This is a genomic window from Devosia sp. YR412, from assembly GCF_900110945.1.
Classification (GTDB): domain Bacteria; phylum Pseudomonadota; class Alphaproteobacteria; order Rhizobiales; family Devosiaceae; genus Devosia.
Map to the genome: position 1 here is coordinate 736829 of NZ_FOFL01000001.1, position 23942 is coordinate 760770.

Below are 23942 nucleotides of genomic sequence, written 5' to 3' on the forward strand. Positions count from 1 at the left end.
GTATTTTGCGCAAATCACGCAAGTTACGCAAATTTGGTCATTTTGCGTCGAAAGACCAATCGTCTAGCTCTCGGAAAACACCGAACAACATCGTCAATGCTAACAGTCTGCTAACGCAATCGCCGTTCAGAATCCGTTATTTTTCGTTCAGAATCCCGTTTCAGACGGTAAAAACCGTCTCGCCCTCGACCATGGAAACGCCGATTTCGAGCTGTTGCACCGCCCGCTCGCCATCCATATGTTCGGCCAGCAGACGCACCGCGCCGCGCCCGATCGCCTCGCGATCGACCCGCATGGTGCTGAGCCGCGGCGTGGCCATGTCGGCCAGCGGCAGATCGTCGAAACCAATGATGGAAAAGCCCGGCGGCAGAGGACTTTCGGGGCCATAGAGCGCCTCCAGCATCTCCACCGCGGCAATGTCGTTCCAGATGAAAGCGGCCGTCACCTCATGCTTGCCGGCCAGGATATCGGCCAGCAATTCGCCGGTCCGCCGCTCGTCGGAATTGACCACGATCCCGGCCGCGCCAGGCGTCTTGGCGATGGCCTGTTCAAAGCCTCGCTGCCGCTGCCGGATGGTCGGCCGGTAGCGATGGGTATAATGCAAAATCCTGCGATGCCCGGCACTTAGAAGGCGCTGCGTGGCCGAGTAAGCACCATAATAATTGGCCGGCGCCACCGAACTCACCCGCATCTCCGGATCGCTGCCATTGACCAGCACCAGCGGCACATCGGCCTCCGCCGACCAGTCCGTCAGCTCATCCCAGGCATCGATTCCGGCCAGCAGCAGCCCACCCGCATCAGCCTGCGCCACCTGCTTCTTGACCAGTTCCAGCGTCACCGCGGACTCATTGATCAGCCGCACATCCAGCGCCATGCCCGACGCCGCCGCCTGCTCCCGCATGCCTTCTACGATGCCAAAATAAAAGCCGGAAAGCCCACTCGTCGCACTGCCCAGCGGCACCAGCGCCACCGCCCGCTTATCCCCCAGCACCGCCGCCATGCTATGCTTGGACTTATACCCCAGCGTCCGCGCCACCCGCTGCACCTCGCGGCGAACCGCGTCGCTGATTCCAATTTCATTGGCCAGCGCGCGTGACACCGTGCTGACCGAAACCCCGAGGCGCTCCGCAATGTCTGTCTGATTTGCCCGCTTTTGGATCGCCACGATCAAGATTCCTCAAACCGGCCCACTTCGCGCCGACGATCTACGCAATATTTGCGTATTTTGAGTTGCGCAAGCTTTTCCGCAAAACGCAATTGATTGCATCAAAAATGCTGATACAGATCGGGATTATGCCTTGCCATTGAAGTCGGGTGCCATGAGCCGCAATTTTCTTGTTGTCGATCCGGAAGACAATCTCGATGTCTTGCGCGGCCTGGCGTCACCGGTGCGGGTGAAAATCCTCAAGCTGCTGCATGTCGAGGGACCGATGAATGGCAATGACATTGCTGAAAAGCTCGAGCTGCCGCAGTCGACCGTCTCGACCAATATCCAGATCCTCGAGTCTGCCGGGCTGATCCGCACCGAGACGCAGAAGGCGCGTAAGGGCAATCAGAAGATTTGCCACTCGACCTTCGACGAAGTGCTGGTGATGTTCAAGGAAGACGTCAAACCATTGAAATCCAACACGATAGAAGTGGCCATGCCGCTGGGTCTTTATACCAGTTGCCACGTTTCCGCGCCCTGCGGCCTCTGCTCGGCCGACGGCATTATCGGGCTACTCGACGTGCCGGATACCTTCCTCGAACCAGATCGCATGAAAGCCGGGCTGATCTGGTTCACGCGGGGATACCTCGAATATCAGTTTCCCAACAATGCCAAGCTGAGCCAGACGACGATCGAGGCCATCGAGTTCTCCATGGAGCTCAGCTCGGAAGTGCCCGGCACGTCTGAAGATTGGCCGAGCGATATCACGCTGTCGGTCAATGGCACCGAGATTGGCACCTGGATGAGCCCGGGGGACTTTGGGGACAAGCGCGGGGTCTATACGCCGGCGTGGTGGAAGCTGAAGGGCAGCCAGTATGGCACGCACAAGACCTGGCGCATCACCGCAGACGGTACTTTTATGGATGGCGAACGGATTTCTGCGGTATCGCTGGCCGATCTGGACTTAGCCAATCGGCACTCGATCCGACTACGCATTGCCGTGAAGGACGACGCCAAACATCCGGGCGGCCTCAATATTTTTGGTCGCGGCTTCGGCAATCATGACCAGGACATCGTGATGCGCCTGCATAGCGCCGACATGTAATAATCATATATTTGCGCTTGAAGGCCCTCCCCGCCTCGTTTACAAACGAGATAGCTGATTTATATCAGAAAAACGGGATTAAAAAGGGAGGGTGACGTGAAGGCATCGGTCATCGCGCATAAGGATTTTACGATCAGCAAGATCGACGATCGGGTGTATGGGGCATTCCTCGAGCACCTTGGTCGCGCCATTTATGAGGGCATTTACGAGCCCGACCATCCGACTGCCGATAAGGATGGCATGCGCGGCGACGTGGCCAAGCTGGTGAAGGACCTCAATGTTCCGGTGGTGCGCTACCCCGGCGGCAATTTCGTTTCGGCCTATGACTGGGAAGACGGCATCGGTCCGCGTGAAGACCGCCCGACCCGCCTCGACCTCGCCTGGCACACCTCGGAAAGCAACCAGGTCGGCATCCATGAGTTCGCCGACTGGTGCGCCACGGTGAATACCGAGATGATGCTGGCGGTGAACCTCGGTTCACGCGGCGTCGATGATGCCCGCAATTTCCTCGAATATGTGAACCATCCCGGCGGCTCCTACTACAGCGACCTGCGCATTGCCAACGGCCGCGCCGAGCCGTGGAACGTCAAAATGTGGTGCCTTGGCAATGAGATGGACGGCCCTTGGCAGGTCGGCCACAAGGATGCCGACGAATATGGCAAGCTGGCCGCCAACACCGCCCGTGCCATGCGCATGTTCGACAAGTCGCTCGAACTGATCGTCTGCGGCTCGTCGAATTCGGACATGAAGAGCTATCCCGACTGGGAGCGCATCGTGCTCGAGCACACCTATGAGCACGTCGATTACATCAGCCTGCACATGTATTTCTTCAACCCGGAGAAAGAAACCGCCAACTTCCTGACCATGGCGGAAAAGCTTGATACCTATATCGAAACCGTCGCTTCGACGATCAAGCAGGTGAAGGCCAATAAGCGCAGCAAGCGCGACGTCTATATCTGCTTTGACGAGTGGAACGTCTGGTATCACTCCAAGGAACAGGACAAGAAGATCCTCGAGGGCAATAGCGGCTGGCCGCATGCGCCGGGCCTGCTGGAAGACGTCTACAACTTCGAAGACGTGCTGATGGTTGGCCTGATCCTCAACACCTTCATCCGCCGCTCGGATGTGGTGAAGATCGCCTGTATCGCCCAGCTGGTGAATGTGATCGCACCGATCATGACCGAAAAGGGTGGCCCAGCCTGGGCACAGACGATTTACTACCCCTATTACTTTGCCTCGATCTTTGGTCGCGGCACGGCGCTGGACCTCAAGGTCAACACGCCCACCTATGACGGCAAGTATGGCGATAACGCCGGTTATGTCGACGTGTCAGGCGTTTACAACGAGGACGAGAGCACGATCAGCTTCTTCCTGGTCAACCGCCATGGCACCGAAGCCGCGGACGTGGACCTCGACCTGCAGGGTTTTGCCGCCGGCGAGGTGATCGACCACCAGGTGATGACCCACACCAATCTCGAAGCGGCCAATACCGCGAAGAACCAGACCGAAGTTGCCCCTCGTAAGGGTGAAGGCGCCAAGGCGGATGGTGGCAAGCTCAGCGTGACACTGCCGCCCTATTCCTACCAGATGGTGCGCGTGAAGGTCTGATTGCAGGCCTGATGGACAACCTATGGTTAGCCATCCAGTAGTCAGTTGAAGCAATGTGGTGAAAAGCAACGGGGCGTCTCAGCGATGAGGCGCCCCGTTTCGTATCAGACTTTATGATCTAGAGACCGCGACCCGGGCGTGAAGCACGGTCGGATTATCCTTATAGGCGGCCCTCGCATATTCGCTGTAGCCGAGCTTGGCGGCGAGGTTGAGCGAGGCCAGGTTGGCCGGATCGATCATGCAGACGCTGCGCGGGATGAAGTGATCGGCCCAGGCGAGGATGGTCGAGAGGGCTTCGAGGGCCAGCCCCTTGCCGTGATATTGCGGCAGCATGGCCCAGCCGGCTTCGGGGGTGGTGCCAAAGGGTGGGTTGAGGTCGCGGTGGAAGTCGGCGAGGCCGAATTCGCCGACCAGCGCGCCGGTCTCGATATCGCTGGCGAGGAAATAGCCGTAACCGAGCAATTGCCAATGGCCGACATAACCCATGATGCGGCGCCAAACCTCTTCCTCGGTGCTGGGCCGGCCGCCGATGAAGCGGGTGACGGCTGGATCGGACCACAGCGTCGTGCAGGCGGCGAGGTCGTCGCGCGTATGGGTTCGCAGGATCAGGCGCTCGGTAACCAGAACCGGCGGAGTGATGCGCCGAGCCTCATGGTTCGACAGGCTCACCATGAGGTCGGGCGTGAGCATCAGAGACCTGCCGGCACGGCGGTGCGGGGCATTTCGGAGAAGATCTCCGCCACGCCATTGCGGATGATGACGATTTCCTCGAGCCGCAGGCCGAACTGGCCCTGGAGATAGATGCCCGGCTCGATCGAGAAGACCATGCCTTCGTCGAGAATGGTCTCGGAGGTGGCGGTGATATAGGGCGTTTCATGCACGTCGATGCCCAGGCCATGGCCGGTGCGGTGCAGGAAATTTGGGCCATAGCCGGCGGCAGTGATGACGTCGCGGGCGGCCTTGTCGACGGCGCTGGCCGGCACGCCCGGCTTGGCGGCGGCAATGGCGGCCTCGACGGCGCGGTCGATGATCGAGTGGATCTGGCCATAGCCTTCGGGCGCCGAGCCGAGATAGCCCATTCGCGTCATGTCGGAGGGGTAGCCGTCGAGGCGGCAGCCTGTGTCGATCAGCACGGCATCGCCAGCCTTGAGCGGGGTGGCGCCGGTGTGGTGATGCGGGAAGGCGCCGTTGGGGCCAAAGCAGACCGAGCAGAATTCGGTGGTGGCGCCATTTTCCTTGTAGAAGGCGTCGATGAAATCGGCCACGTCGCGCTCGGTCATGCCGGGTTTCAGCGCGGCAAAGGCGGCAGCGACGGCCCGGTCATTGAGCAGATGGGCGGCCTTGAGCAGGGTGTATTCGGTCTCGTCCTTGCGGGAGCGGAGATAGCCGACAGTATCCTGGGTGAAGCGGCGGGTCGCGCCGGGTAGTGCGTCGAGCACCAGGAGAGCGAAATCGGCGCGCATGGTTTCGTCGAGGACCACGGATGGCGCGGTGCGGGTGATGCCCGTGGCAGTGAGCAGGTCCTGCAGGGCCGCATTGGGGCCGTCGGCATCGGCCCAGGGGAAGAAGGGCAGATCAGTGTGCTGGCGGGCGCTGTCGACATTGAGCGCCGGCATCAGGAAGCCGGCAAAACTCTGGCTGACCATCAGCATGACGGGGCGCTCATCGCCATGCGGCGAGAGGTCGGCCAGATACATCATGTGGCTGGAGGGGCCGATGACCACGAGGTCGGTGTTGGTGGCCGCCATGCGAGCGCGGAGGTTGGCCATGCGGGTGGTGAGAGTCGGGGTCATGCTGGGCTCTTTTATTGACGGGGATACCCCCACCTAGCCTCCCCCTGGGGGGAGGAATCCCGCCGGTGCTGGGCGAGATTATGCCCAATGCACTATGCGGTTCCTCCACGTTTCGGGAGGCTGGGTCGGGGTATTCTGCTTTGCCAATCTTCAGCCGCCCATCCCTTTTTGGGGAAGCTCGGGAGGGGCGAGGCCCCTGCCCGGCTCGACGACGGACCTTTCGGTCCTGTCTCGCGGCCCTCATGGTGAGGGCGGGCGGCTGATGGATCGGTTTCAACCTGAAAGTCTGGAGCCGGGCAAAGGCCCGGCTCTTTATTGGATTAGTTCTTCGTGACCAAGCGGTAGAACACGAAGTCGGAGTTGGAGCCGTTGACGTAGCCTTCGACATTGTTGGCCATGGCGATGGTCAGCGCAGCCTGGAACATGATGACGATCGGGGAAGAAGCCTGGGCTTCCTTTTGGATCTCGATGTAGTCGGCGTTACGGGCGTCCTGGTCGGCTTCGCCGAGGGCTGCGGTGACCTTGTCGTTCAATTCCTGGGGCACCGCCCAGGCGTTACGCCAGGTGGTGGTTGCCGTGTAGTTGTCGTCGGAATTGTCGGAATTGTAGGCGAAGGCCTTGGCGTTGGAGTGCGGGTCCATGAAATCCGGGCCCCAATAGAGCAGCATGGCCTGGTGGGTGCGCTCGCGGTACTTGGTGATGACCTGGGCGCCGGTGCCGGGCAGGATCTCGAAGTTGATGCCGGCCTCGGCAAAGCCAGCCTGCAAGGACTGGGCGATGTCGGTGAACGGGGTCGAGTTGATCACGTCGAGGGTGACGTTAATCGGGGTGGTGATGCCTGCATCGGCCAGGATCTGCTTGGCCTTTTCGACGTCGTAGGTGAAGGGCGTCTCGTCATAGGAACCGGGGAAGCCCTTTGGCCAGAAGGCCTGGTGCTTTTCCATCTGGCCCTTGAGGAAGGTCTCGGTCATCCCGTCGTAGTCGACGAGGTAACGCGCAGCTTCCCAGACGGCCGGCGGGGTTAGCGATTCCGTCTTCTGGTTGAAGCTGAGGAAGTGGACGGCGGCCTGCGGATAGGTCTCGACCTTGACCGTATCGGCTGGCAGGCCGGCGATCTGGTCGGGGGTCAGGTTCTTGGCGAGATCGACGTCACCCGAGGTCAGCAACAACTGCTGGGTGGCGGCTTCGGCAACGTGGCGGATGATGATCGACTTCATCGCCGGCGCGCCACGGAAATAGGTCTCGTTGGCGGTAAGACGAACGATTTCTGCCGGACGGTAGTCGGACATCACGAAGGCGCCCGAACCAGCCGAATGGGTGTTCAGCCAGGCATTGCCCAGGTCTTCGCCAACGGCGTTTTCCATGACCAGGACTTCATCGACGATGGAGCCCGGGCGCGAGGCCAGAACGTTGAGCACGAAGGCCGAGGAGAAATCGCCCTCATACTTCACGACCACCTTGCCATCGGCAATGGTGACCATCTCGGCCATGTTCTCGGGGGTCCAGCCAAGCTGGGCGAGAATGAAGGCCGGGGTGAGGTTGAGCGTGATGACGCGCGAGAACGAGAAGACCACGTCTTCCGGACGAACCGGATTGCCCGAGGCGAAAGTCGCGTCGCGCAGGGTAAAGGTGATGGTCTTGGCGGCCTCGTCGGCCACCCATTCGGAAGCAAGACCCGGCGCCAGGACCGTGGTGTCTTCGGCTTCATAGCCGACCAGACGGTCATAGACGTTGGTGTTGATCTCGCCCGAGGTGAATTCATAGGCCTGTGCGGGATCGAGCGCGACGATGTCGTCGATGTTCTGGGCAATGACCAGAGCATCGGCCGGGGTCGCGGCATAGACGGCGCCGGCTGCCAGGGGCAGCGAAAGCGCAGTCGCCAGCAAAGCGGCTGTGAGCAGCTTCATGTGCGTTTCTCCTTTGAAGTGACTATCTTTTTGTTCTTCACCGGCTTGGTGCCGGGTTTTGCAACCGCCGCGACCTGCCGCGAGGGCTTGGCCGAGGAACGGAAGAGGGCGAGCGTGCCGGTCCAGAGGAGGCGCGCGGGCTGGTCGGTGTGGTTCGACCAGGAATGGGGGCGATTGCCGCGAAAGTGCAGGCTGTCGCCGGCGCTCATCAGCATGTCCTCGCCTTCGAGGCGCGAGGTGATCGCGCCATCAAGCACGTAAAGGATTTCCTCGCCCTCATGGGCGACGGTTTCGGACCGGTAGCCGGGCGGCACGGTCATGACGAAGCTGGAGAGCGTATTGCCGGGAAAATCGGTGCCGAGACGCTCATAGACGATGGAGGAGCCATCCACGGAAAAGCGGTTGCGCTCGCTGGATCGGGTCAGCGCCGTCTGGGCGGTGGGGGCAGAGACGAAATAGTCGATGCCGACGCCAAGGGCGCGGGCGATACTGGCCAAAGTGCCCAGCGAGGGCGTAGCATGATCGCGCTCGACCTGGCTGAGATAGCCGACGGAAACCTCGGCGGATTTACCCAGGGCTTCCAGCGTCATCTGCTGCTGGCGACGACGCGCACGAATGAGGGCGCCCACCTTGGGGTGTCCCTCCGTCTCGAGCCTGGCCAGCGCACTGCCTGTCATCAAACCACCAAAATTTTTTTGATATAAGCAAAGTTTTCTGTATGGTGAAAGCGAAATGTGAAGGTCTTCACAATCCGCGAGAGAGTCATTTCTCGGGTGTAAGGCCTTGTTCCGAAAATGGAATTTTCGCTTGAGTCTAGAACCCCAGCTGACCGCCCCTCCTGCCCCGATTTCGCCCAACAAGCGGATATGGGGCCGTCGTGCGTCGGCAGTGGCGGGATTCGTGGCGACGGTTTTCCTCACCTTTTTGGGCCTCTTGGCCATCACCTTCTTTATCGGCCGGGTGATCCCGATCGATCCGGTGCTGGCAGTGGTCGGCGACCGGGCGACCAATGCGGTCTATGAGGCGGCGCGGGTGCAGATGGGGCTGGACAAGCCGCTGGTGGTGCAATTCTTCCACTATGTGGTGGGGGTGTTTACCGGCGACCTGGGCCAGTCGGTATCGACCGGGCGGTCGGTGGCCGAGGATATCAGCCGGTTTTTCCCGGCGACGCTGGAAATGGCGACCATCGGCATCATTATTGGCGTGGTGATCGGCGTGCCTCTGGGCGTGATTGCCGCAAGCGGGCAGGGTTCGTGGGTCGACCAGATCATTCGCGTGGTGGGACTGCTCGGCTATTCCATGCCGGCCTTCTGGCTCGGCCTCGTCGGGCTGGCGCTGTTCTATGCGCGGTTGCGCTGGGTGGGCGGGCCGGGGCGGCTGGATATTTTCTATGACGGGCTGGTGTCGCCGGTGACCGGGCTGATCCTTATCGATAGCCTCTTGGCCGGTGAGTTCGATATTTTCTGGAATGCCATCAACCACCTGATCCTGCCGGCTTCGGTGCTGGGCTTTTTCAGCCTAGCCTATATCGCCCGCATGACGCGCTCGTTCATGCTGGACCAGCTGAACCAGGAATTCGTCACCACTGCGCGGGTCAAGGGCGTGCCGGAGCGGGTGGTAATCTGGCGGCATGCGTTTAATCCGATAAGGGTACAGCTGATCACGGTGATCGGCCTCTCCTATGCCGGCCTGCTCGAAGGCTCGGTGATGATCGAGACGGTGTTCTCCTGGCCCGGCATCGGCAATTACCTGACCACGGCGTTGCTCAATGCCGACATGAATGCGGTACTCGGCTCGACGCTGGTGATCGGCGCGGTGTTCATTTTCATCAACAAAATTTCGGACGTGCTGTATCGCGTCCTCGACCCGAGGGCCCGCTGATGTCCACACGCGACTGGTTGCTTGAGGATTCCCCGACATCGCGCTGGCAGGCCAATGCCGGCCGCGCCTATCGGGTATTTACCGCGCTGCTGCGCAATCCGCTGTCGGTGCTGGGCGGGGTGATTATCCTGGTGCTGATCCTGACGGCGATTTTTGCGCCATGGATCGCGCCCTATTCGGCTACCGGGCAGAGCCTGGGTAATCGCCTGCTGTCGCCATCGGGCGAGCACTGGATGGGCACCGACGAACTGGGTCGCGATATCTTTTCGCGGGTGATCTATGGGTCGCAGATCACGCTGACGATTGTGGGTCTCGTGGCGTTGATCTCAGCGCCGCTGGGGCTGTTGGTGGGGGCCATTGCCGGCTATTTCGGCGGCTGGACCGACCGGGTGCTGATGGGCTTTACCGATATTTTCCTCTCGATGCCCAAGCTGATCCTGGCGCTGGCCTTCGTCGCGGCGCTGGGGCCGGGCATCAACAATGCGATCATTGCCATCGCGATCACCAGCTGGCCGGCCTATGCGCGTATTGCCCGGGCCGAGACGCTGACCATCCGCAATGCGGAGTTCATCCAGGCGGTGCAATTGCAGGGCGCGAACCCAGTAAGGGTGATCGTGCAGCATATATTACCGCTGTGCACCTCTTCGATGATCGTGCGGGTGACGTTGGATATGGCGGGGGTGATCCTGACCGCGGCTGGCCTCGGCTTCATCGGGCTGGGCGCGCAGCCGCCGCTGCCGGAATGGGGCGCGATGATTTCGCGTGGCCGCACCTTCATTCTCGATCAGTGGTGGGTGGCGACCATGCCAGGCTTTGCCATCATCATCGTCTCGTTGGGCTTCTGCTTCCTCGGCGACGGGCTGCGCGATGTGCTCGACCCCAAGAGCGAGGGCAAGTGATGGTTTTTTCGCCTTTTTGCATCCGGGTCGTGGAGGGCTTTGTGCCATGAGCGCCCTCCTCTCTGTAGAAAACCTGCGCGTCAGCTTCCCGACCCATCGCGGGCGGGTGGAAGTGGTGAAGGGGGTTTCCTTCGAGCTGGGCCGTGAGCGGCTTGGCATCGTGGGCGAAAGTGGCTCGGGCAAGTCGATGACCGGGCGGTCGATCCTCAAGCTGATCCACAAGCCGGGGCTGGTGACGGCCGACCGGATGGAATTTGACGGCGTGGATCTGCGCAGCCAGAGCGAAAAGCAGATGCGGGCTATTCGTGGTGCGCGGATTTCCATGGTGATGCAGGACCCGAAGTTTTCGCTGAACCCGGTGATGACCGTCGGCGAGCAGATCGCCGAAGCGCTGGTGACGCATGAAAAGCTGCCGCGGCGCGAGGTGAACGAGCGAATCCTGGCCATGCTGGAGGCGGTGCGGATCAATGATCCGACGCGCGTGGCGGGGCTCTATCCGCATGAGGTTTCGGGCGGCATGGGACAGCGCGTCATGATCGCCATGATGCTGATCCCCTCCCCCGAGCTGCTGATTGCCGACGAGCCGACTTCGGCGCTGGATGTGAGCGTCCAGGCGCAGGTGCTCGATATCATCGACGACCTGGTGACGACCAAGGGCATGGGGCTGATCCTGATCAGCCATGACCTCAACCTCGTCAGCCGCTATTGCGACCGCATTCTCGTGATGAATTCGGGCGTGGTGGTGGAAGAATGCGCGGCGGGGCAGCTTGAACGGGCGACCCATCCCTATACGCGCGGGCTGCTGGCGGCGATGCCGGTGCTCAATGAACAACGCGAAGAACTGCCGGTGCTCGACCGGACACAATGGGCGGGCACATGAACGCGATATCCCTCAACAACCTCGATATTTCCTATGGCGACAGCAAGGTCGTGCATGGGGTGACGCTGGATATTGCCGAGGGCGAAAGCTTTGCCCTGGTGGGGGAAAGCGGCTCAGGCAAGTCGACGATTCTGCGCGCGATCGCGGGCCTCGCGCCAGACTGGACCGGCGAGATATCCGTGCTGGGCAAGGCGAGGACGCATGGGATCGAGCGCGCCGTGGCACGGCAGGTGCAGATGGTGTTTCAGGACCCCTATGGCTCGCTGCATCCGCGCAAGACGATTGACGCGGCACTCAGCGAGCCGCTGGCGATCAACGGGATCGGCAATCGCGGTGAACGGGTGGAAACCATGCTCAAGGCTGTGGGGCTGGACCAACGATTCCGGTTTCGGTTTCCGCATCAATTGTCCGGTGGACAGCGGCAACGCGTGGCGATTGCGCGGGCGCTGATGCTGGAGCCCAAGGTACTGCTGCTGGATGAGCCGACCTCGGCGCTGGACGTGTCGGTGCAGGCGGAAATTCTCAATCTGCTGAAACGCCTGCGTCGGGAACAGGGGCTCACCTATCTCCTCGTGACGCATAACCTGCCGGTGGTGAGTTTCCTCTGCGACCGGCTGGCGGTGATGCGGCATGGGCGGATCGTGGAAGTGGCCGATGTGGCCCAGCTCAAGAGCGGCCAATTGGCCGAAGCCTATTCGATGGAATTGCTGGCGGCCACGGAAGGCCATGCCGGCGCTGCGGCCTAAGGACTATTTCATGACTGACACGACGGCCGCCTTGGCACGCTTTGACGCGGCTATTGCCTTGGCGAGAGGCGCAGACCAGGCCTATGCCGCGCTACAGGCGCTGGTGCAGGAGACGGTGGGCGCAAAGCTGTTCACGGTGATGGAAGTGGACCTCCAAGCCGGCGTGGCGCGGCGGGCCTATACCAGCGATGCGGTGAACTATCCGGGTTCGGGCACCAAGCCGGTGGTTTATGACGCCTGGTTCGACACGATGCAGAACAAGCGGGAATATTTCGTCGCGAACACGATCGAAGACATCGCCAAGGTGCTGTTCGACCATGAGCTGATCAATGCGCTGGGCTGCCAATCGATCGTCAACATGCCGGTGGTGATCGGTGATGTGTTCGTGGGCACGGTGAATATGCTGGATGTGGCCTGGCATTTTACGCCGGAGCGGGTGGAGATGATCCGCGAGGTGATTTCGGTGCCGGCGAAATTGGCGGTGGTTCTGGCGCGCGGGTAATGCTTCGCATTGACAGGCAAAAGCCCGCGGCGCGATCCGCGGGCTTTTTGTTTTGGCTTAGCTTGCAGTTGCCATAAGGCTCGCATTGCCACCCGCTGCCGTTGTATCCACGCAGACGTGGCGTTCGACCAAAAGACGGGCGCCCTCCTCTGCTGACGTCAGCAGCGGGATCAATGTGCCGGTGCGGGCGCTGAGGGCGATGCGGATGGCGCGGATATTGGCGTCGTCGGCGAAGTAGGCCACGGCATCGAAAGTGCGGGCGTGGCTGAGGGCGTCGAGGTCGAGCTCGGCGAGGATGGCGGTGTTGCCCAGCATGGCGGCCATGGTGGCCTGGGCCTGCTGGTCGGCGGGCGTGGGGCCGAGGCAGAGCAGGGTGCCGCGCGGGGCGACATGCATGACATTGCTTTCGCCGGTTGGGCCGGGCAGCGGCAGTGGCGCAAGGTCGACGTGGCTGTGCCCTTGGGTGAAGCGCGGCAGGTAGTGCGGGCCGCCGGCTTTGGGGCCGGTGCCGGAAAGGCCTTCGCCGCCGAAGGGTTGCGAGCCGACGACGGCGCCGATCTGGTTGCGGTTGATGTAGATATTGCCGGCTTTGACCGAATTGGAGACCTGCCGCACGCGCGAGGAGATGCGGGTGTGGAGGCCAAAGGTCAGGCCGTAGCCTGAAGCATTGATGGCGGCGATGACCTTGTCGAGCTCGTCGGCCTTGAATGTCGCGACATGGAGGACCGGGCCGAAGATTTCCTCTGCCAGGTCGGCAATGCCGTTGATGCGCAGCACAGTGGGGGCGACGAACGTGCCCTGCCCTGGCGTCTTCAAGCGATGAATCAGATTCCCCGAACGCTCGTAAGTGTCGATATGGGCCTGGATTTTGCTGCGGGCCGCCTCGTCGATGACGGGTCCGATGTCGGTGGCGAGATGCCAGGGATTGCCGAGGGTCAGCTCGTCCATGGCGCCCTTGAGCATTTCGATGGTGCGGGCGGCGGCTTCTTCCTGGACGTAGAGCACGCGCAGGGCCGAGCAGCGCTGGCCGGCGGACTGGAAAGCCGAGGCGAGGATGTCGCGCACGGCCTGCTCGGGCAGCGCAGTGGAGTCGACAATCATGGCATTGAGGCCGCCGGTTTCGGCGATCAAGGGCGCGGTGGGGGAGAGGTTGGCCGCCATGACCTGGTCGATCTTGCGGGCGGTGGGCAGTGAGCCGGTGAAGACGACGCCGGTGATGGCCGGGTTTGAGGTCAGCGCGGTGCCGACTTCGCCGGCGCCGGGGAGGAGCTGGATGGCGTCGGTGGGGATGCCGGCCTCATGCATCAGTTGCACGGCGCGGAAGGCGATGAGTGGGGTCTGCGGGGCCGGCTTGGCGAGGACGGGATTGCCGGCGACGAGGGCGGCCGCGACCTGGCCGGTGAAGATGGCCAGCGGGAAGTTCCACGGCGAGATGGCGGCCACGGGGCCGCGCGAGGCGGCGAGGGTTTGGGCTTCGGCTTGCTCGGCATAGTAGCGCAGGAAATCCACGGCTTCGCGGACTTCGGCGACGGCGTCGGCCCAGGACTTGCCGGCTTCGCGGGCGAGGAGGGCGAAGAATTCGGGCCGGTGGGCTTGGTAAAGGTCGGCCACGGCGCGGAGGAGGTTGGCGCGGGTTTGCACCGGGGTTTGGGCCCAGGTGGAGGCGGTTGCGGCGGCGATGGCGGTGGCGACGTCTTCGGATGTGGCGTTGGTGACGGTGCCCAGGATGTCGGTGGGGTTGGAGGGGTTGGTCTGGGTGATAGACCCCCTCCTAACCTCCCCCTGAGAGGGGGAGGAACCGTTCTGTGTGTGTGCGGCCATTAGTGGTTTAGCATGCCACTGGGTGGTTCCGAAGGCTTCGCGGGCGGTGTCCATGGCTGGGAAGGTGACCGGGTCGGTGAGGTCGAGGCCGGCGGAGTTTTGGCGGGGGGCGAAGATGGCGAAGGGGGCCGGGATGGCGGTATTGGGGATGGCGTCGAGGGCCAGGGTCTTGGCGATGGGGTCTTCGGCGACTATTGCAGCCGGGATGCCCTCGTCGGCGATCTGGTAGACGAAGGAGCCGTTGGCGCCGTTTTCGAGCAGGCGGCGCACGAGGTAGGCGAGTAGGTCCTTGTGGGCGCCGACGGGGGCATAGATGCGGGTGCGGGTGCCGTGGCTGGTGCGCAGCACGTCATGCAGGCGTTCGCCCATGCCGTGCAGGCGCTGGAATTCGTAACTGTCACTGCCCCGGCCAGCGGAGGCCGCGAGATTCAGGATGGCGCTGGCCGTGTGGGCATTGTGGCTGGCGAATTGCGGATAGATGTGTGGGGAGGCGAAGAGTTTTTTGGCGGCGGCGATGTAGCTGATGTCAGTGGAAGCCTTGCGGGTGAAGACCGGGTAGCCGTCGAGGCCCATGACCTGGGCGCGCTTGATCTCGGCATCCCAATAGGCGCCCTTTACCAGGCGGACCATGATGCGGCGATCGAGGGATTTTGCGGTGGCTTCGAGCCAGTCGATCAGCGGCAGGACGCGTTTGCCATAGGCCTGCACGACGACGCCAAAGCCGTCCCAGCCGGCCAGTTCGGGCGTGGCGAGGACTGCGGCAATGATGTCGAGCGAGAGATCGAGGCGGTCGGCTTCTTCGGCGTCAATGTTGAAGCCCATGTTGGCGGACTTGGCGGCGATGGCCAATTGCCGAGTCGATTCAACCAGTTCGGCCATGACGCGGTGGCGCTGGGCGAACTCGTAGCGCGGGTGCAGAGCCGAGAGTTTTACGGAAATGCCGGGGTTTTCGCGTACCGAGATGGATTTGCAATGTGGGGCAAGGCTGGCGATGGCGGCGGCATAGGCATGGAAATAGCGGGCGGCGTCGTCCGAGGTGCGGGCGGCTTCGCCGAGCATGTCGTAGGAATAGCGGTAGCCGAGGGCTTCCGGCTTTTTGGCGTTGGTGATGGCTTCATCGATGGTGCGACCGAAGACGAACTGGCTCCCGAGCAGGCGCATGGCCTGGGCGACGGCGGTGCGGATGACCGGCTCGCCGAGGCGGGCGATGGCGCGGTGCAGGGCGTTTTTCGGGCCGACTTCGGGATCGCCCAGAACATCGGCGGTGAGGCTGAGGGCCCAGGAGGAGAAATTGACCAGCTGGTTGGAGGAGGCGCCGAAGTGACCGGCCCAATTGGAGCCGCCGACCTTGTCGTAAATCAGCGCATCGACGGTTTCGGCATCGGGCACGCGCAGCAGGGCTTCGGCCAGCGACATCAGGGCGACACCCTCGTCGGTGGCGAGACCATATTCGGCGAGGAAGCTTTCCATCAAGCCAAGGCGATTGCCCTTGCGCACGGTGGTGACCAAGGCTTCGGCATGGGCGGAGATGGATTTGCGATCAGTTTCGGAGAGGCCGGTGTCGACGATCAGCTGGCGAACCAGCGTGGTCTCGTCGGCGAGGTTGCGGGCATGTAGTTCGGTGCGGGCGGCGGTAATGTCGGACATGGGGCTCTCGGGCGCGGGTTGCGATGAGCATGCCATGAGTTGGACAGGCGTTTCGTCTGATGATGTGGCGGAATGCTGCGTTCGGCGTTATGATTGGGGCCTACTGCAGGACAAAGCGCCATGAGAACCGTTACCTACGAGACTTTGGACCAGATCGACCGGCGTATCCTAGACGAGCTGGCCAAGGATGGGCGGATCAGCGTGGCGGAGCTGTCGCGGCGGGTGAACCTTTCCAAGACGCCATGCCAAGCGCGGATCACGCGGCTGGAGAAGGCGGGCTATATCCTGGGTTATCGGGCGGTGATCGACCCCAAGCGCTTGGGACTGCCGCATGTGGCCTTTGTGGAAGTGAAGCTATCGGATACGCGCAAGGCGGCGCTGGCCGCCTTCAACAAGGCGGTTCGGGCAATTCCCGAGGTTGAGCAGGCACATATGATCGCCTCGAGCTTTGACTATCTGCTCAAGGTGCGGACCAAGGATATTGCCGACTATCGCGAAGTGCTGGGGGAGCGGATTTCCGCCCTGCCCCATGTGGCGCATACGTCGACGCATGTGTCGATGGAGGCGGTGAAGGGCGACGAAGAATAGTTTTATCGAACATGTGTTCGATGCCGGGTTAGGGATAATCCCGTAAAAGCGACAAGCGCTTACGAGCGCTTTCAACCGACCTTAGCCCGCATGCCTTCACGAAAGGGATGCGGGCTTTTTTGGTTCTCAGGCGGCGGGGAAAAGCTTCCAGCGGCGCGGACGGAAGGCCAGGCGGGTCTTTTCGCCGGCCGGGTGGTCGAAGGGCAGATCCACTTCGACGTGATGGCCGGCGCCACCGATTTCGAGCTCAACGCGGCGGGTGCCGCCAACGCGGCGGCTGGTGCTGACGACACCGGCCAGCGAGGCATCTGCCTCGACCAGTTCCACATCATGCGGCCGGAAGAACAGGCGGGCGTCGCCGGGGGTGGCGTCGCCGGCCGGAACGCCTATGGCGCGGCCGCCGACCCAGAGTTCGCCGTTTTCGACGGTGACCGGCAGCGTGCTGGATTCGCCGATAAAGCCGAAGACGAAGGGCGAGGTGGGGTGGTCATAGACCGTGTCGGGGGTGCCGACCTGTTCGATCTTGCCTTGGCTCATGACGCAGAGGCGATCGGAGAGCTCCAGGGCTTCTTCCTGGTCGTGGGTCACGAAAACGGTGGTGTGGCCGGTGCGGTCATGGATCTCCCGCAGCCACTTGCGCAGCTCGCGGCGCACCTGCGCGTCGAGGGCGCCGAAGGGTTCGTCGAGCAGCAGGACCGCCGGTTCGATGGCGAGGGCGCGGGCCAGGGCGACGCGCTGGCGCTGGCCGCCGGAGAGCTGGTTGGGATAGCGCTTTTCGAGGCCGGTGAGCTGCACCAGATCGAGCAGTTCCATGGCGCGGCGGCGGATTTCACCATTGGGCGGACGCGTCGAGCGCGGGCGGACCTTCAGGCCAAAGGAGATGTTTTCCAGGATCGTCATATGCCGGAACAGGGCATAGTGCTGGAAGACGAAGCCGATATTGCGCTCCTGCACGGTCTTTTCCGAGGCGTCGGTATCACCGAAGAAGATCTTGCCGGCGGTCGGCATTTCGAGGCCGGCGATCAGACGCAGCAAGGTGGTCTTGCCAGAGCCCGAGGGGCCGAGCAGCGCGATCAGCTCGCCCGAATGAATATCGAGCGAGACATCATGCAGCGCCGGGAACCGGTCGAATTCCTTACGCACATTTTGAACGCGAACTTCCATAGACCCCAAATCCTATCAGTGATTGCCGGCGGCGATTTCTTCGCCGAAGCGCCATTCCAGCGCCGACTTCAATACCAGCGTGACCAGCGCGAGCAAGGCCAGCAGCGATGCCAGGGCGAAGGCCGCCGTGGCGTTGTATTCGTTATAGAGCATTTCCACCTGCAAGGGCATGGTGGTGGTCTGGCCGCGGATCTTGCCCGAGACCACGGCGACGGCGCCGAATTCGCCCATGGCGCGGGCATTGCAGAGCAGCACGCCGTAGAGCAGGCCCCATTTGATATTGGGGAGCGTGACGCGCCAGAAGGTCTGTAAGCCATTGGCGCCGAGCGACAGCGCCGCTTCCTCGTCGCCGGTGCCCTGGTCCTGCATCAGCGGGATCAGTTCGCGAGCGACGAAGGGGAAGGTGACGAAAATGGTCGCGAGGACAATGCCGGGCAGCGCGAAGAGGACTTCAATGCCGTAGCTCTTGAGGAAGGGGCCGAGGAAGCTCCCTGCCCCGAACAGCAGCACATAGACCAGGCCCGAGATCACTGGCGAGACCGAAAAGGGCAGATCGATCAGGGTGATGAGGAAGGCCTTGCCCTTGAATTCGAACTTGGCAATGGCCCAGGAGGCGGCGAGGCCGAAGACCACATTGAGCGGCACGGCGATGGCGGCCACCAGCAGCGTCAGGCGGATGGCGGCCTGAGCGTCGTGTTCGCCGAGCGCGGCAAAGAAAGTACCGATGCCTTTGGAAAGGGCTTCGTGGAAGACGGCATAGAGCGGCAGCACCAGGATGATGGCCATGAACAGCAGGGAGATGCCGATCAGCAGCAGCTGGACCGGGCGGCTCTCGCTGGTGGGCGAGCGGCGGCGTTTGAGGCGAGCGCGAAGCTTAGTTGCCATAGCCATACCTCCGGCGCGACCAGGCCTGGATCAGGTTGATCAGGAACAGGATGGCAAAGGATATCAGCAGCATGACCGTGGCGATGACGGTGGCGCCGACATAGTTGAATTCCTGCAGGCGGATATAGATCAGCAGCGGGGCGATTTCCGAGACGAAGGGGATATTGCCGGCGATGAAGATGATGGAGCCGTATTCGCCCACCGCACGGGCGAAGGCCAAAGCGAAGCCGGTGAGGATGGCCGGCATGAGGCTGGGGAGGATGACGTGGAAAATGGTCTGGAAGCGGTTGGCGCCGAGGGTGGCGCTGGCCTCTTCCACTTCGTGGCTGACCTCTTCGAGGATCGGCTGGATGGTGCGGACGACGAAAGGCAGGCCGATGAAGATCATGGCGATGACGATGCCGGCCGGCGTGTAGGCGATGCGCCAGCCGAGCGGGGCGAAGAGCGCGCCGACGGTGCCATTGGGGGCGTAGATGGCGGTGAGCGCAATTCCGGCGACGGCTGTCGGCAGTGCGAAGGGCAGATCGATGATGGCATCGAAAATGCGGCGGCCGGGGAAGCGGTAGCGCACCAGGCACCAGGCGATCAGCGTGCCGAAGACGACGTTGACGCCGGCGGCGATCAGCGCGGTCACGAAGCTGACGCGCAGCGAGCCCAGTACGCGGGCATCGGTGGCGGCTTTCCAGAAGCCCTCGGGGCCGAGACCGGCCGAGCGGACCGCTAGAGCGATCAACGGGATCAGGATGATCAGCGAGAAATAGGTGAGCGTGAAGCCGAGGGTCAGCCCGAAGCCGGGGATGACGCTGGGCTGGCGAAAACTCCAGGCGCGGCGCGGCGCAGTCGAGACCGCGGCGCTCAAGCGGGAATCCTGATGGGGGATATGGCGGCGGTAGTCATGTCGACCTCTCAACCCGGTGCGGCGGTCGCGACCCTAGTGGATCGGTCCGGGTAATCAAAGCGAGGCCGTGGCGTTTGCGCAAGGAGGGAAAGAAAATTGTGCTAGCACGAAGGGGGTTAGGAGATTCTGGGAGGCCGTCAGCACCGGATTCGCTGCGCCGAGAGGATTTTTTAGCGCGGCGGCGTCCAAATTGGCTGTTCGCGCTCCAGCGGCCCCAGCCGGGAAATGTCCTCGCCTCTCCGCATGTAGATGTTCATGCGGAAGCTGTTGCCGATGCGTTCGGAGCGTTCGACGAAGAGGGCAGCGATGTCCGGTGGGCAGACGGCTTCAGCGGTGCGGCGGAACAGGGCGAGCCAACGCATGAAGTGTTCATCGGAAAGTTCGGGGATTGCCATGTGCTTGGGCATGGGGCGGCCGGCGTAGCGGCCGGTGCCGAGCAGCATGGAGCTCCAGAAGTCAGCAATGGTGGCCAGGTGATGCGGCCAGGCTTCGCGGGCGATGACTCGATTGAAGACGGGACCGATGACCGGGTCCTTGCGGGCATCATCGTAAAAGCGCTCCACCACCATGCGGATCATGGCTTCGTCGAGGCCGGCCGGGGTTTCCCAGCCGACGCGCTGGCGCTGCGTGCCAACGGGCGGACGTGGGTTGTCTTCGCTCATGCGTCGGACTTTCGGATGGCATAGGTGCAGCGGCGGCCACCGGAGACGATGTGTTCGCTGCGTTCGATATGGGCCTCGGGGCCGAGGATAGAGCGGAAGACGTCGAGTTCGGCGCGGCAAAAACCTTGGCATGCGGTGGCGGCGGCGCAGATTGGGCAATGGTTTTCGATCAGCACCAGCGTGCCGTCGGGTTCCTCGCTCCAGGCGGCCATATAGCCCTCGGCGGAGCGCAGTTCGGCCAGCGCGGCGACCTTGTCGCGGAGCGGGAGATGGTCGGGCACGGCGGACTGGTAGGCGGTGCGGGTATCGGCTTCGCGGACGGCAATCAGCGTGTCGAGAGCGGCCTCGCCAAGCGAAGTGCGGACGATGTCGAGCAGCTGGACGGTGAGCGCGGCATGGGTATCGGGAAAGCGGGACTGGGCGGCAGGGGTGAGGCTCCAGCGCTGGGTGGGGCGACCGACGCCGCGCGCTTCGCTGGCGGATTGCACGAGCCCTTCTTCGGCTAAGCGTGCCAATTGCTGGCGGGCGGCTTCGCCGGTGGTCGAGAGCTTACTGCCCAGCTCGGCGGAGGACAAAGCGCCATGCATCTTGAGCGCCATCAGCACGCGTTCGGCCGGGCTGCGCGGCGACCAGGCAACATTGCCCGCAGTCGATGCGTTTTCCAAGATCTGGCTTGACATATTCGCGTCAGAGGTTTTCAAAGTCATTACTTGGAAATTAGACGGCGCGCCAAAAAATTGCAAGCGGCACGCCAAAACAGGAGGCCCAGATGGCTTTTGAACTCCCCGCCCTGCCCTATTCCCATGCTGCTCTTGCCGACAAGGGCATGAGCCAGGAAACGCTGGAACTGCATCACGACAAGCACCACCAGGCCTATGTGACGGCACTGAACGGCTTTGTGGAGAAGAATGCCGATCTGCAGGGCAAGTCGCTGGAAGAGATCATCGCCTTTGCCAATGGCAAGGCCGATCTGGCGCCGGTGTTCAACAACGCCGGCCAGCACTGGAACCACATCCACTTCTGGAACGCCCTGTCGCCCAAGGGTGGCGCGCTGCCGGGCAAGCTGGAAGCCAAGATCGTCAGCGACCTGGGTTCGGTCGAGGCGTTCAAGGAGCAATTCAAAACGGCTGCTACCACGCAGTTCGGTTCGGGCTGGGCTTGGCTGGTGCTGGGCAAGGACGGGAAGCTCAAGGTCACCAAGACGCCGAACGGTTCCAATCCACTGGCGACCGGTGAAGGCAAGCCGCTGCTGGGCCTCGATGTCTGGGAGCACAGCTATTATGTCGACTTCCGCAATCGCCGGCCGGACTATGTGACCAACTTCCTCGACAAGCTGGCGAACTATGAGTTTGCGGAAGCGAACCTCGGCTAGTCAAACGCTGAATGTCATGTCGGCCGCGAGGTGGTTCGTTCGAGCGACCTTGCGGCCATGGCGTGATCTCGGGATGGGCCCCGGCTCAAGGCCGGGGTGACATTGTGGGTGGGGCGAGCGTGGTGGGACCAACGGACTGCCAAAAGAGCGAGACGGATGGGCTGGTTGGGTCCGTTGCCGGAGTATAGAATTGAACGTGATGGCCGATTTCGAACTGCCCGATGCGATGCATTTGCGCCCTTCCCGCCGGCCGGTGGTGGGTCATACCGAATTCCGTTCGGCCATGGCGGCCATGGCGTCGACGGTCAGCGTGGTGACGGCGCGGCGCGGCGATGAGCGGATCGGGCGGACGGTGACGGCGGTGCTGTCACTGGCGGCCAATCCGCCGACCATCCTGATTTCGATCGATATACTGAGCCGGCTGGCCGACCTTATCGCCAAGACGGGCGGGTTTTCAATCGCCATGCTGGCGGAAGAGCAGGCTGACCTCGCCGATGCCTTCGCCGGCAAGGTGGAGGCCGGCGAGCGGTTTTCGCTGGGCGACTGGACGGATTGGCCGTCGGGACATCCGATGTTGCTGGGCAGCGTGACCGCGCTGGATTGCGACGTGATCGGCGCCATGGAGACCGGCACGCATGTGCTGTTTGCCGGGGCGATTGTCGAAGCCGAGACCACAACCAGCCGCAAGCCGCTGCTGTGGCAGCGCCATGCTTATCATGGGCTGGGCGGGCTCGACTGAAGGCGCCGAAGCTGGCAGGCTGGCAACTCATTCCCGCCTTTTGCATTTTCCTTGAGTCTTTAAGTTGCCGCTTTGTCGAACCGGAAAAGTGGCGACCACTTTTCCTGCAAAGCTCCGTCGAGGGAGGCGTCCATGCCCCGGTTCTACTTTCACTATCGCACCGATGACGAATTGATCCCCGACACGGATGGCAGCGACCTGCCGGATCTGGAGGCGGCGGAGCATAATGCGGCGGCGCTTGCCAAGGCGATCGTCGAGCATGCGGCGAGCACGGGCGGCGATACACGGCTGCCAAGGTCAATCGAGATCACCGACGCGGCGGGGGAAGAGCTGCTGTATATCGTGTTCTGGGCTGGGCCGAAGGTTGGCACGGACGCTGACGATGATGAGCCGGTGGATGTTGCGCCAGCTACGGTGCATTGAAGGCGCCGTCTAAGGTCCCCTCATCCGCCCTTCGGGCACCTTCTCCCGCAGGGCAGAAGGGGGCTCCACTCTCTTGATCGGCGCGCAATCAAAAACAAAAACGCCGGCCTTGGGCCGGCGTTTTGCGTCTGGGAGGACGTATCGTTGAACTACTGTGCCGGGGTGCCGGTGTAGATCTGGTCGAAGACGCCGCCGTCGCCGAAGAAGTGGGGCTGGGCTTCGCGCCAGCCGCCGAAATCGGCGATGGTGACGAGGTTGACGTCCTTGAAGCGGGCGACGTCGTCCGGATTGGCAACCTCGGGCTTGAAGGGGCGGTAGTAATTGGCGGCGGCGATCGACTGGCCTTCATCGGAATAGAGATATTCGAGATAGGCCTGGGCCAGATCGGTATTGCCCTTCTTTTCGGCATTGCCGACGACCAGCGCGACCGGGGGTTCGGCCAGGATCGAGACGGAGGGCGTCACGATGTCGAAGGCGTCGGGGCCGAGTTCTTCGAGCGCCAGATAGGCCTCGTTTTCCCAGGCCAGCAGAACGTCGCCGATACCGCGCTGCACGAAGGTGGTGGTGGAGCCGCGAGCGCCGGTGTCGAGCACGGGAACATGCTTGTAGAGTTCGGTGACGAAAGCCTGCGCGGTCTCATCGGAGCCGTTGGGCTGTGCCTTGGCCCAGGCCCAGGCGGCCAGCAGGTTCCAGCGGGCGCCGCCCGAGGTCTTGGGGTTTGGCGTGATGACTTCGACGCCGTCCTTGATCAGATCGCCCCAGTCGGCGAGACCCTTGGGGTTACCCTTGCGGACGAGGAAGACGATGGTGGAGGTATAGGGGGCGTTGTTGTTTTCGAACGTGCCGCGCCAGCCGGCCTGGATCAGCGCCGGGTTGGCATCGGAAATGGCGTTAATGTCGGATTCCAGCGCCAGGGTCACGACGTCGGCCTCAAGGCCGTCGATGACGGTGCGGGCCTGGGCGCCGGAGCCGCCATGGGTGGTCTGGATGGCGACGGTCTCGCCCTTTTCAGCCTGCCAATGGGCCACGAAGGCCTCGTTGAACTGCTGGTAGAGTTCGCGCGTCGGGTCGTAGCTGACGTTGATCAGGGTGCGATCCTGAGCATGCGCCGTGACCGCAAAGCCCAGCACCAGGGATGCGGCAAGAGCGGTATAGGCGATAAATTTGGGGGCGTTCTTCATCTCTGTCTCCCGCTGAGATCGATGGTGAAAGACTACCAGACAACTAGGGTATCGCAAGGCGGCGGCCTAGCGCCGGAGCAGCGCCCGAGAAAAC

General features: G+C 62.6%; 23 protein-coding genes. 11 read left to right on the forward strand and 12 right to left on the reverse strand.

Annotated elements, in window-relative coordinates; translation table 11 throughout:
- Positions 1–160: 160 nt before the first annotated feature.
- The gene (locus BM045_RS03565) at positions 161–1165 is read right to left on the reverse strand and encodes a LacI family DNA-binding transcriptional regulator (protein ID WP_139198689.1); all 1005 of its coding nucleotides are present in this window, start codon (positions 1163–1165) and stop codon (positions 161–163) included.
- A 154-nt stretch (positions 1166–1319) separates the two neighbouring features.
- Between BM045_RS03565 and BM045_RS03570 the strand changes: the two genes are divergently transcribed.
- On the forward strand, positions 1320–2252 hold the full coding sequence (locus BM045_RS03570) for an ArsR/SmtB family transcription factor (RefSeq protein WP_092179708.1): 933 nt from the start codon (positions 1320–1322) through the stop codon (positions 2250–2252).
- A 96-nt stretch (positions 2253–2348) separates the two neighbouring features.
- The gene (locus BM045_RS03575) at positions 2349–3860 is read left to right on the forward strand and encodes an arabinosylfuranosidase ArfA (protein WP_092179710.1); all 1512 of its coding nucleotides are present in this window, start codon (positions 2349–2351) and stop codon (positions 3858–3860) included.
- A 111-nt stretch (positions 3861–3971) separates the two neighbouring features.
- Here the strand turns inward: BM045_RS03575 and BM045_RS03580 are convergent, their stop codons facing one another.
- The 4 genes from BM045_RS03580 to BM045_RS03595 form a co-directional block, all read right to left on the reverse strand.
- Entirely contained in the window at positions 3972–4550 is a 579-nt protein-coding gene (locus BM045_RS03580) for a GNAT family N-acetyltransferase (RefSeq protein ID WP_244522866.1), read from the reverse strand.
- Positions 4550–5653, reverse strand: coding sequence for a M24 family metallopeptidase (locus BM045_RS03585; RefSeq protein WP_092179712.1), 1104 nt, complete (start codon positions 5651–5653; stop codon positions 4550–4552). Before BM045_RS03585 ends, BM045_RS03580 begins: the two co-directional genes overlap by 1 nt.
- 320 nt (positions 5654–5973) lie before the next feature.
- On the reverse strand, positions 5974–7560 hold the full coding sequence (locus BM045_RS03590) for an ABC transporter substrate-binding protein (protein WP_092179714.1): 1587 nt from the start codon (positions 7558–7560) through the stop codon (positions 5974–5976).
- Positions 7557–8237, reverse strand: coding sequence for a helix-turn-helix domain-containing protein (locus BM045_RS03595; RefSeq protein WP_092179717.1), 681 nt, complete (start codon positions 8235–8237; stop codon positions 7557–7559). The genes BM045_RS03590 and BM045_RS03595 overlap by 4 nt, the downstream gene beginning before the upstream one ends.
- 211 nt (positions 8238–8448) lie before the next feature.
- Here BM045_RS03595 and BM045_RS03600 point away from each other — a divergent pair, with 211 nt between their 5' ends.
- The 5 genes from BM045_RS03600 to BM045_RS03620 are packed head-to-tail and all read left to right on the forward strand — an operon-like array spanning position 8449 to position 12468.
- A complete protein-coding gene (locus BM045_RS03600) occupies positions 8449–9441 on the forward strand; it encodes an ABC transporter permease (RefSeq protein WP_092179719.1) in 993 nt (330 codons plus the stop codon).
- Positions 9441–10340 (forward strand): ABC transporter permease, encoded by a 900-nt coding sequence (locus tag BM045_RS03605; RefSeq protein ID WP_170848350.1) that lies wholly within the window; start codon positions 9441–9443, stop codon positions 10338–10340. Before BM045_RS03600 ends, BM045_RS03605 begins: the two co-directional genes overlap by 1 nt.
- Before the next feature lie 46 nt (positions 10341–10386).
- Positions 10387–11220, forward strand: a complete 834-nt coding sequence (locus BM045_RS03610; RefSeq protein ID WP_092179723.1) for an ABC transporter ATP-binding protein — start codon at positions 10387–10389, stop codon at positions 11218–11220.
- Positions 11217–11966, forward strand: coding sequence for an ABC transporter ATP-binding protein (locus tag BM045_RS03615; protein ID WP_092179725.1), 750 nt, complete (start codon positions 11217–11219; stop codon positions 11964–11966). Before BM045_RS03610 ends, BM045_RS03615 begins: the two co-directional genes overlap by 4 nt.
- A gap of 10 nt (positions 11967–11976) precedes the next feature.
- A complete protein-coding gene (locus tag BM045_RS03620; protein ID WP_092180901.1) occupies positions 11977–12468 on the forward strand; it encodes a GAF domain-containing protein in 492 nt (163 codons plus the stop codon).
- 57 nt (positions 12469–12525) lie between these two features.
- On the opposite strand, the gene putA is transcribed toward BM045_RS03620, so the two are convergent.
- The gene (putA, locus tag BM045_RS03625; RefSeq protein WP_092179727.1) at positions 12526–15936 is read right to left on the reverse strand and encodes a bifunctional proline dehydrogenase/L-glutamate gamma-semialdehyde dehydrogenase PutA; all 3411 of its coding nucleotides are present in this window, start codon (positions 15934–15936) and stop codon (positions 12526–12528) included.
- Between the two features lie 120 nt (positions 15937–16056).
- Here putA and BM045_RS03630 point away from each other — a divergent pair, with 120 nt between their 5' ends.
- Positions 16057–16524 carry an Lrp/AsnC family transcriptional regulator gene (locus tag BM045_RS03630; protein ID WP_092179729.1) on the forward strand — a complete coding sequence of 156 codons (468 nt, stop codon included), beginning with the start codon at positions 16057–16059 and terminating at the stop codon, positions 16522–16524.
- A 126-nt stretch (positions 16525–16650) separates the two neighbouring features.
- On the opposite strand, the gene BM045_RS03635 is transcribed toward BM045_RS03630, so the two are convergent.
- The 5 genes from BM045_RS03635 to BM045_RS03655 form a co-directional block, all read right to left on the reverse strand.
- Positions 16651–17688, reverse strand: coding sequence for a sulfate/molybdate ABC transporter ATP-binding protein (locus BM045_RS03635; RefSeq protein WP_092179731.1), 1038 nt, complete (start codon positions 17686–17688; stop codon positions 16651–16653).
- A gap of 15 nt (positions 17689–17703) precedes the next feature.
- Positions 17704–18573: a sulfate ABC transporter permease subunit CysW gene (gene cysW / locus BM045_RS03640; RefSeq protein WP_092179733.1), complete on the reverse strand. Its 870-nt coding sequence runs from the start codon at positions 18571–18573 to the stop codon at positions 17704–17706.
- Positions 18563–19432 carry a sulfate ABC transporter permease subunit CysT gene (gene cysT, locus BM045_RS03645; protein WP_092179735.1) on the reverse strand — a complete coding sequence of 290 codons (870 nt, stop codon included), beginning with the start codon at positions 19430–19432 and terminating at the stop codon, positions 18563–18565. The genes cysW and cysT overlap by 11 nt, the downstream gene beginning before the upstream one ends.
- Positions 19433–19641: 209 nt before the next feature.
- Entirely contained in the window at positions 19642–20133 is a 492-nt protein-coding gene (locus BM045_RS03650; protein WP_244522867.1) for a group III truncated hemoglobin, read from the reverse strand.
- A complete protein-coding gene (locus BM045_RS03655; protein WP_170848351.1) occupies positions 20130–20813 on the reverse strand; it encodes a helix-turn-helix transcriptional regulator in 684 nt (227 codons plus the stop codon). The genes BM045_RS03650 and BM045_RS03655 overlap by 4 nt, the downstream gene beginning before the upstream one ends.
- Positions 20814–20902: 89 nt before the next feature.
- On the opposite strand from BM045_RS03655, the gene BM045_RS03660 reads away from it, so the two are divergent.
- From BM045_RS03660 to BM045_RS03670, 3 genes are all read left to right on the forward strand, one after another.
- A complete protein-coding gene (locus BM045_RS03660; RefSeq protein WP_092179737.1) occupies positions 20903–21505 on the forward strand; it encodes a superoxide dismutase in 603 nt (200 codons plus the stop codon).
- A gap of 199 nt (positions 21506–21704) precedes the next feature.
- Positions 21705–22244 carry a flavin reductase family protein gene (locus BM045_RS03665; RefSeq protein ID WP_244522868.1) on the forward strand — a complete coding sequence of 180 codons (540 nt, stop codon included), beginning with the start codon at positions 21705–21707 and terminating at the stop codon, positions 22242–22244.
- 132 nt (positions 22245–22376) lie between these two features.
- The gene (locus BM045_RS03670) at positions 22377–22667 is read left to right on the forward strand and encodes a DUF6894 family protein (RefSeq protein WP_092179739.1); all 291 of its coding nucleotides are present in this window, start codon (positions 22377–22379) and stop codon (positions 22665–22667) included.
- 149 nt (positions 22668–22816) lie between these two features.
- On the opposite strand, the gene BM045_RS03675 is transcribed toward BM045_RS03670, so the two are convergent.
- Positions 22817–23848, reverse strand: a complete 1032-nt coding sequence (locus BM045_RS03675) for a sulfate ABC transporter substrate-binding protein (protein ID WP_092179741.1) — start codon at positions 23846–23848, stop codon at positions 22817–22819.
- Positions 23849–23942 lie beyond the last annotated feature (94 nt).

What these genes read in the sequence shown, in the direction of transcription:
- BM045_RS03670 (WP_092179739.1), top strand. Translation starts at nt 22,377, where the DNA reads ATGCCCCGGTTCTACTTTCACTATCGCACCGATGACGAATTGATCCCC.
- BM045_RS03610 (WP_092179723.1), top strand. Translation starts at nt 10,387, where the DNA reads ATGAGCGCCCTCCTCTCTGTAGAAAACCTGCGCGTCAGCTTCCCGACC.
- BM045_RS03655 (WP_170848351.1), bottom strand. Translation starts at nt 20,813, where the DNA reads ATGTCAAGCCAGATCTTGGAAAACGCATCGACTGCGGGCAATGTTGCC.
- BM045_RS03620 (WP_092180901.1), top strand. Translation starts at nt 11,977, where the DNA reads ATGACTGACACGACGGCCGCCTTGGCACGCTTTGACGCGGCTATTGCC.
- BM045_RS03585 (WP_092179712.1), bottom strand. Translation starts at nt 5,653, where the DNA reads ATGACCCCGACTCTCACCACCCGCATGGCCAACCTCCGCGCTCGCATG.
- BM045_RS03635 (WP_092179731.1), bottom strand. Translation starts at nt 17,688, where the DNA reads ATGGAAGTTCGCGTTCAAAATGTGCGTAAGGAATTCGACCGGTTCCCG.
- putA (WP_092179727.1), bottom strand. Translation starts at nt 15,936, where the DNA reads ATGTCCGACATTACCGCCGCCCGCACCGAACTACATGCCCGCAACCTC.
- BM045_RS03630 (WP_092179729.1), top strand. Translation starts at nt 16,057, where the DNA reads ATGAGAACCGTTACCTACGAGACTTTGGACCAGATCGACCGGCGTATC.
- BM045_RS03615 (WP_092179725.1), top strand. Translation starts at nt 11,217, where the DNA reads ATGAACGCGATATCCCTCAACAACCTCGATATTTCCTATGGCGACAGC.
- BM045_RS03675 (WP_092179741.1), bottom strand. Translation starts at nt 23,848, where the DNA reads ATGAAGAACGCCCCCAAATTTATCGCCTATACCGCTCTTGCCGCATCC.
- BM045_RS03570 (WP_092179708.1), top strand. Translation starts at nt 1,320, where the DNA reads ATGAGCCGCAATTTTCTTGTTGTCGATCCGGAAGACAATCTCGATGTC.
- BM045_RS03650 (WP_244522867.1), bottom strand. Translation starts at nt 20,133, where the DNA reads ATGAGCGAAGACAACCCACGTCCGCCCGTTGGCACGCAGCGCCAGCGC.
- BM045_RS03580 (WP_244522866.1), bottom strand. Translation starts at nt 4,550, where the DNA reads ATGCTCACGCCCGACCTCATGGTGAGCCTGTCGAACCATGAGGCTCGG.
- BM045_RS03590 (WP_092179714.1), bottom strand. Translation starts at nt 7,560, where the DNA reads ATGAAGCTGCTCACAGCCGCTTTGCTGGCGACTGCGCTTTCGCTGCCC.
- cysW (WP_092179733.1), bottom strand. Translation starts at nt 18,573, where the DNA reads ATGGCAACTAAGCTTCGCGCTCGCCTCAAACGCCGCCGCTCGCCCACC.
- BM045_RS03665 (WP_244522868.1), top strand. Translation starts at nt 21,705, where the DNA reads ATGGCCGATTTCGAACTGCCCGATGCGATGCATTTGCGCCCTTCCCGC.
- BM045_RS03605 (WP_170848350.1), top strand. Translation starts at nt 9,441, where the DNA reads ATGTCCACACGCGACTGGTTGCTTGAGGATTCCCCGACATCGCGCTGG.
- BM045_RS03595 (WP_092179717.1), bottom strand. Translation starts at nt 8,237, where the DNA reads ATGACAGGCAGTGCGCTGGCCAGGCTCGAGACGGAGGGACACCCCAAG.
- BM045_RS03660 (WP_092179737.1), top strand. Translation starts at nt 20,903, where the DNA reads ATGGCTTTTGAACTCCCCGCCCTGCCCTATTCCCATGCTGCTCTTGCC.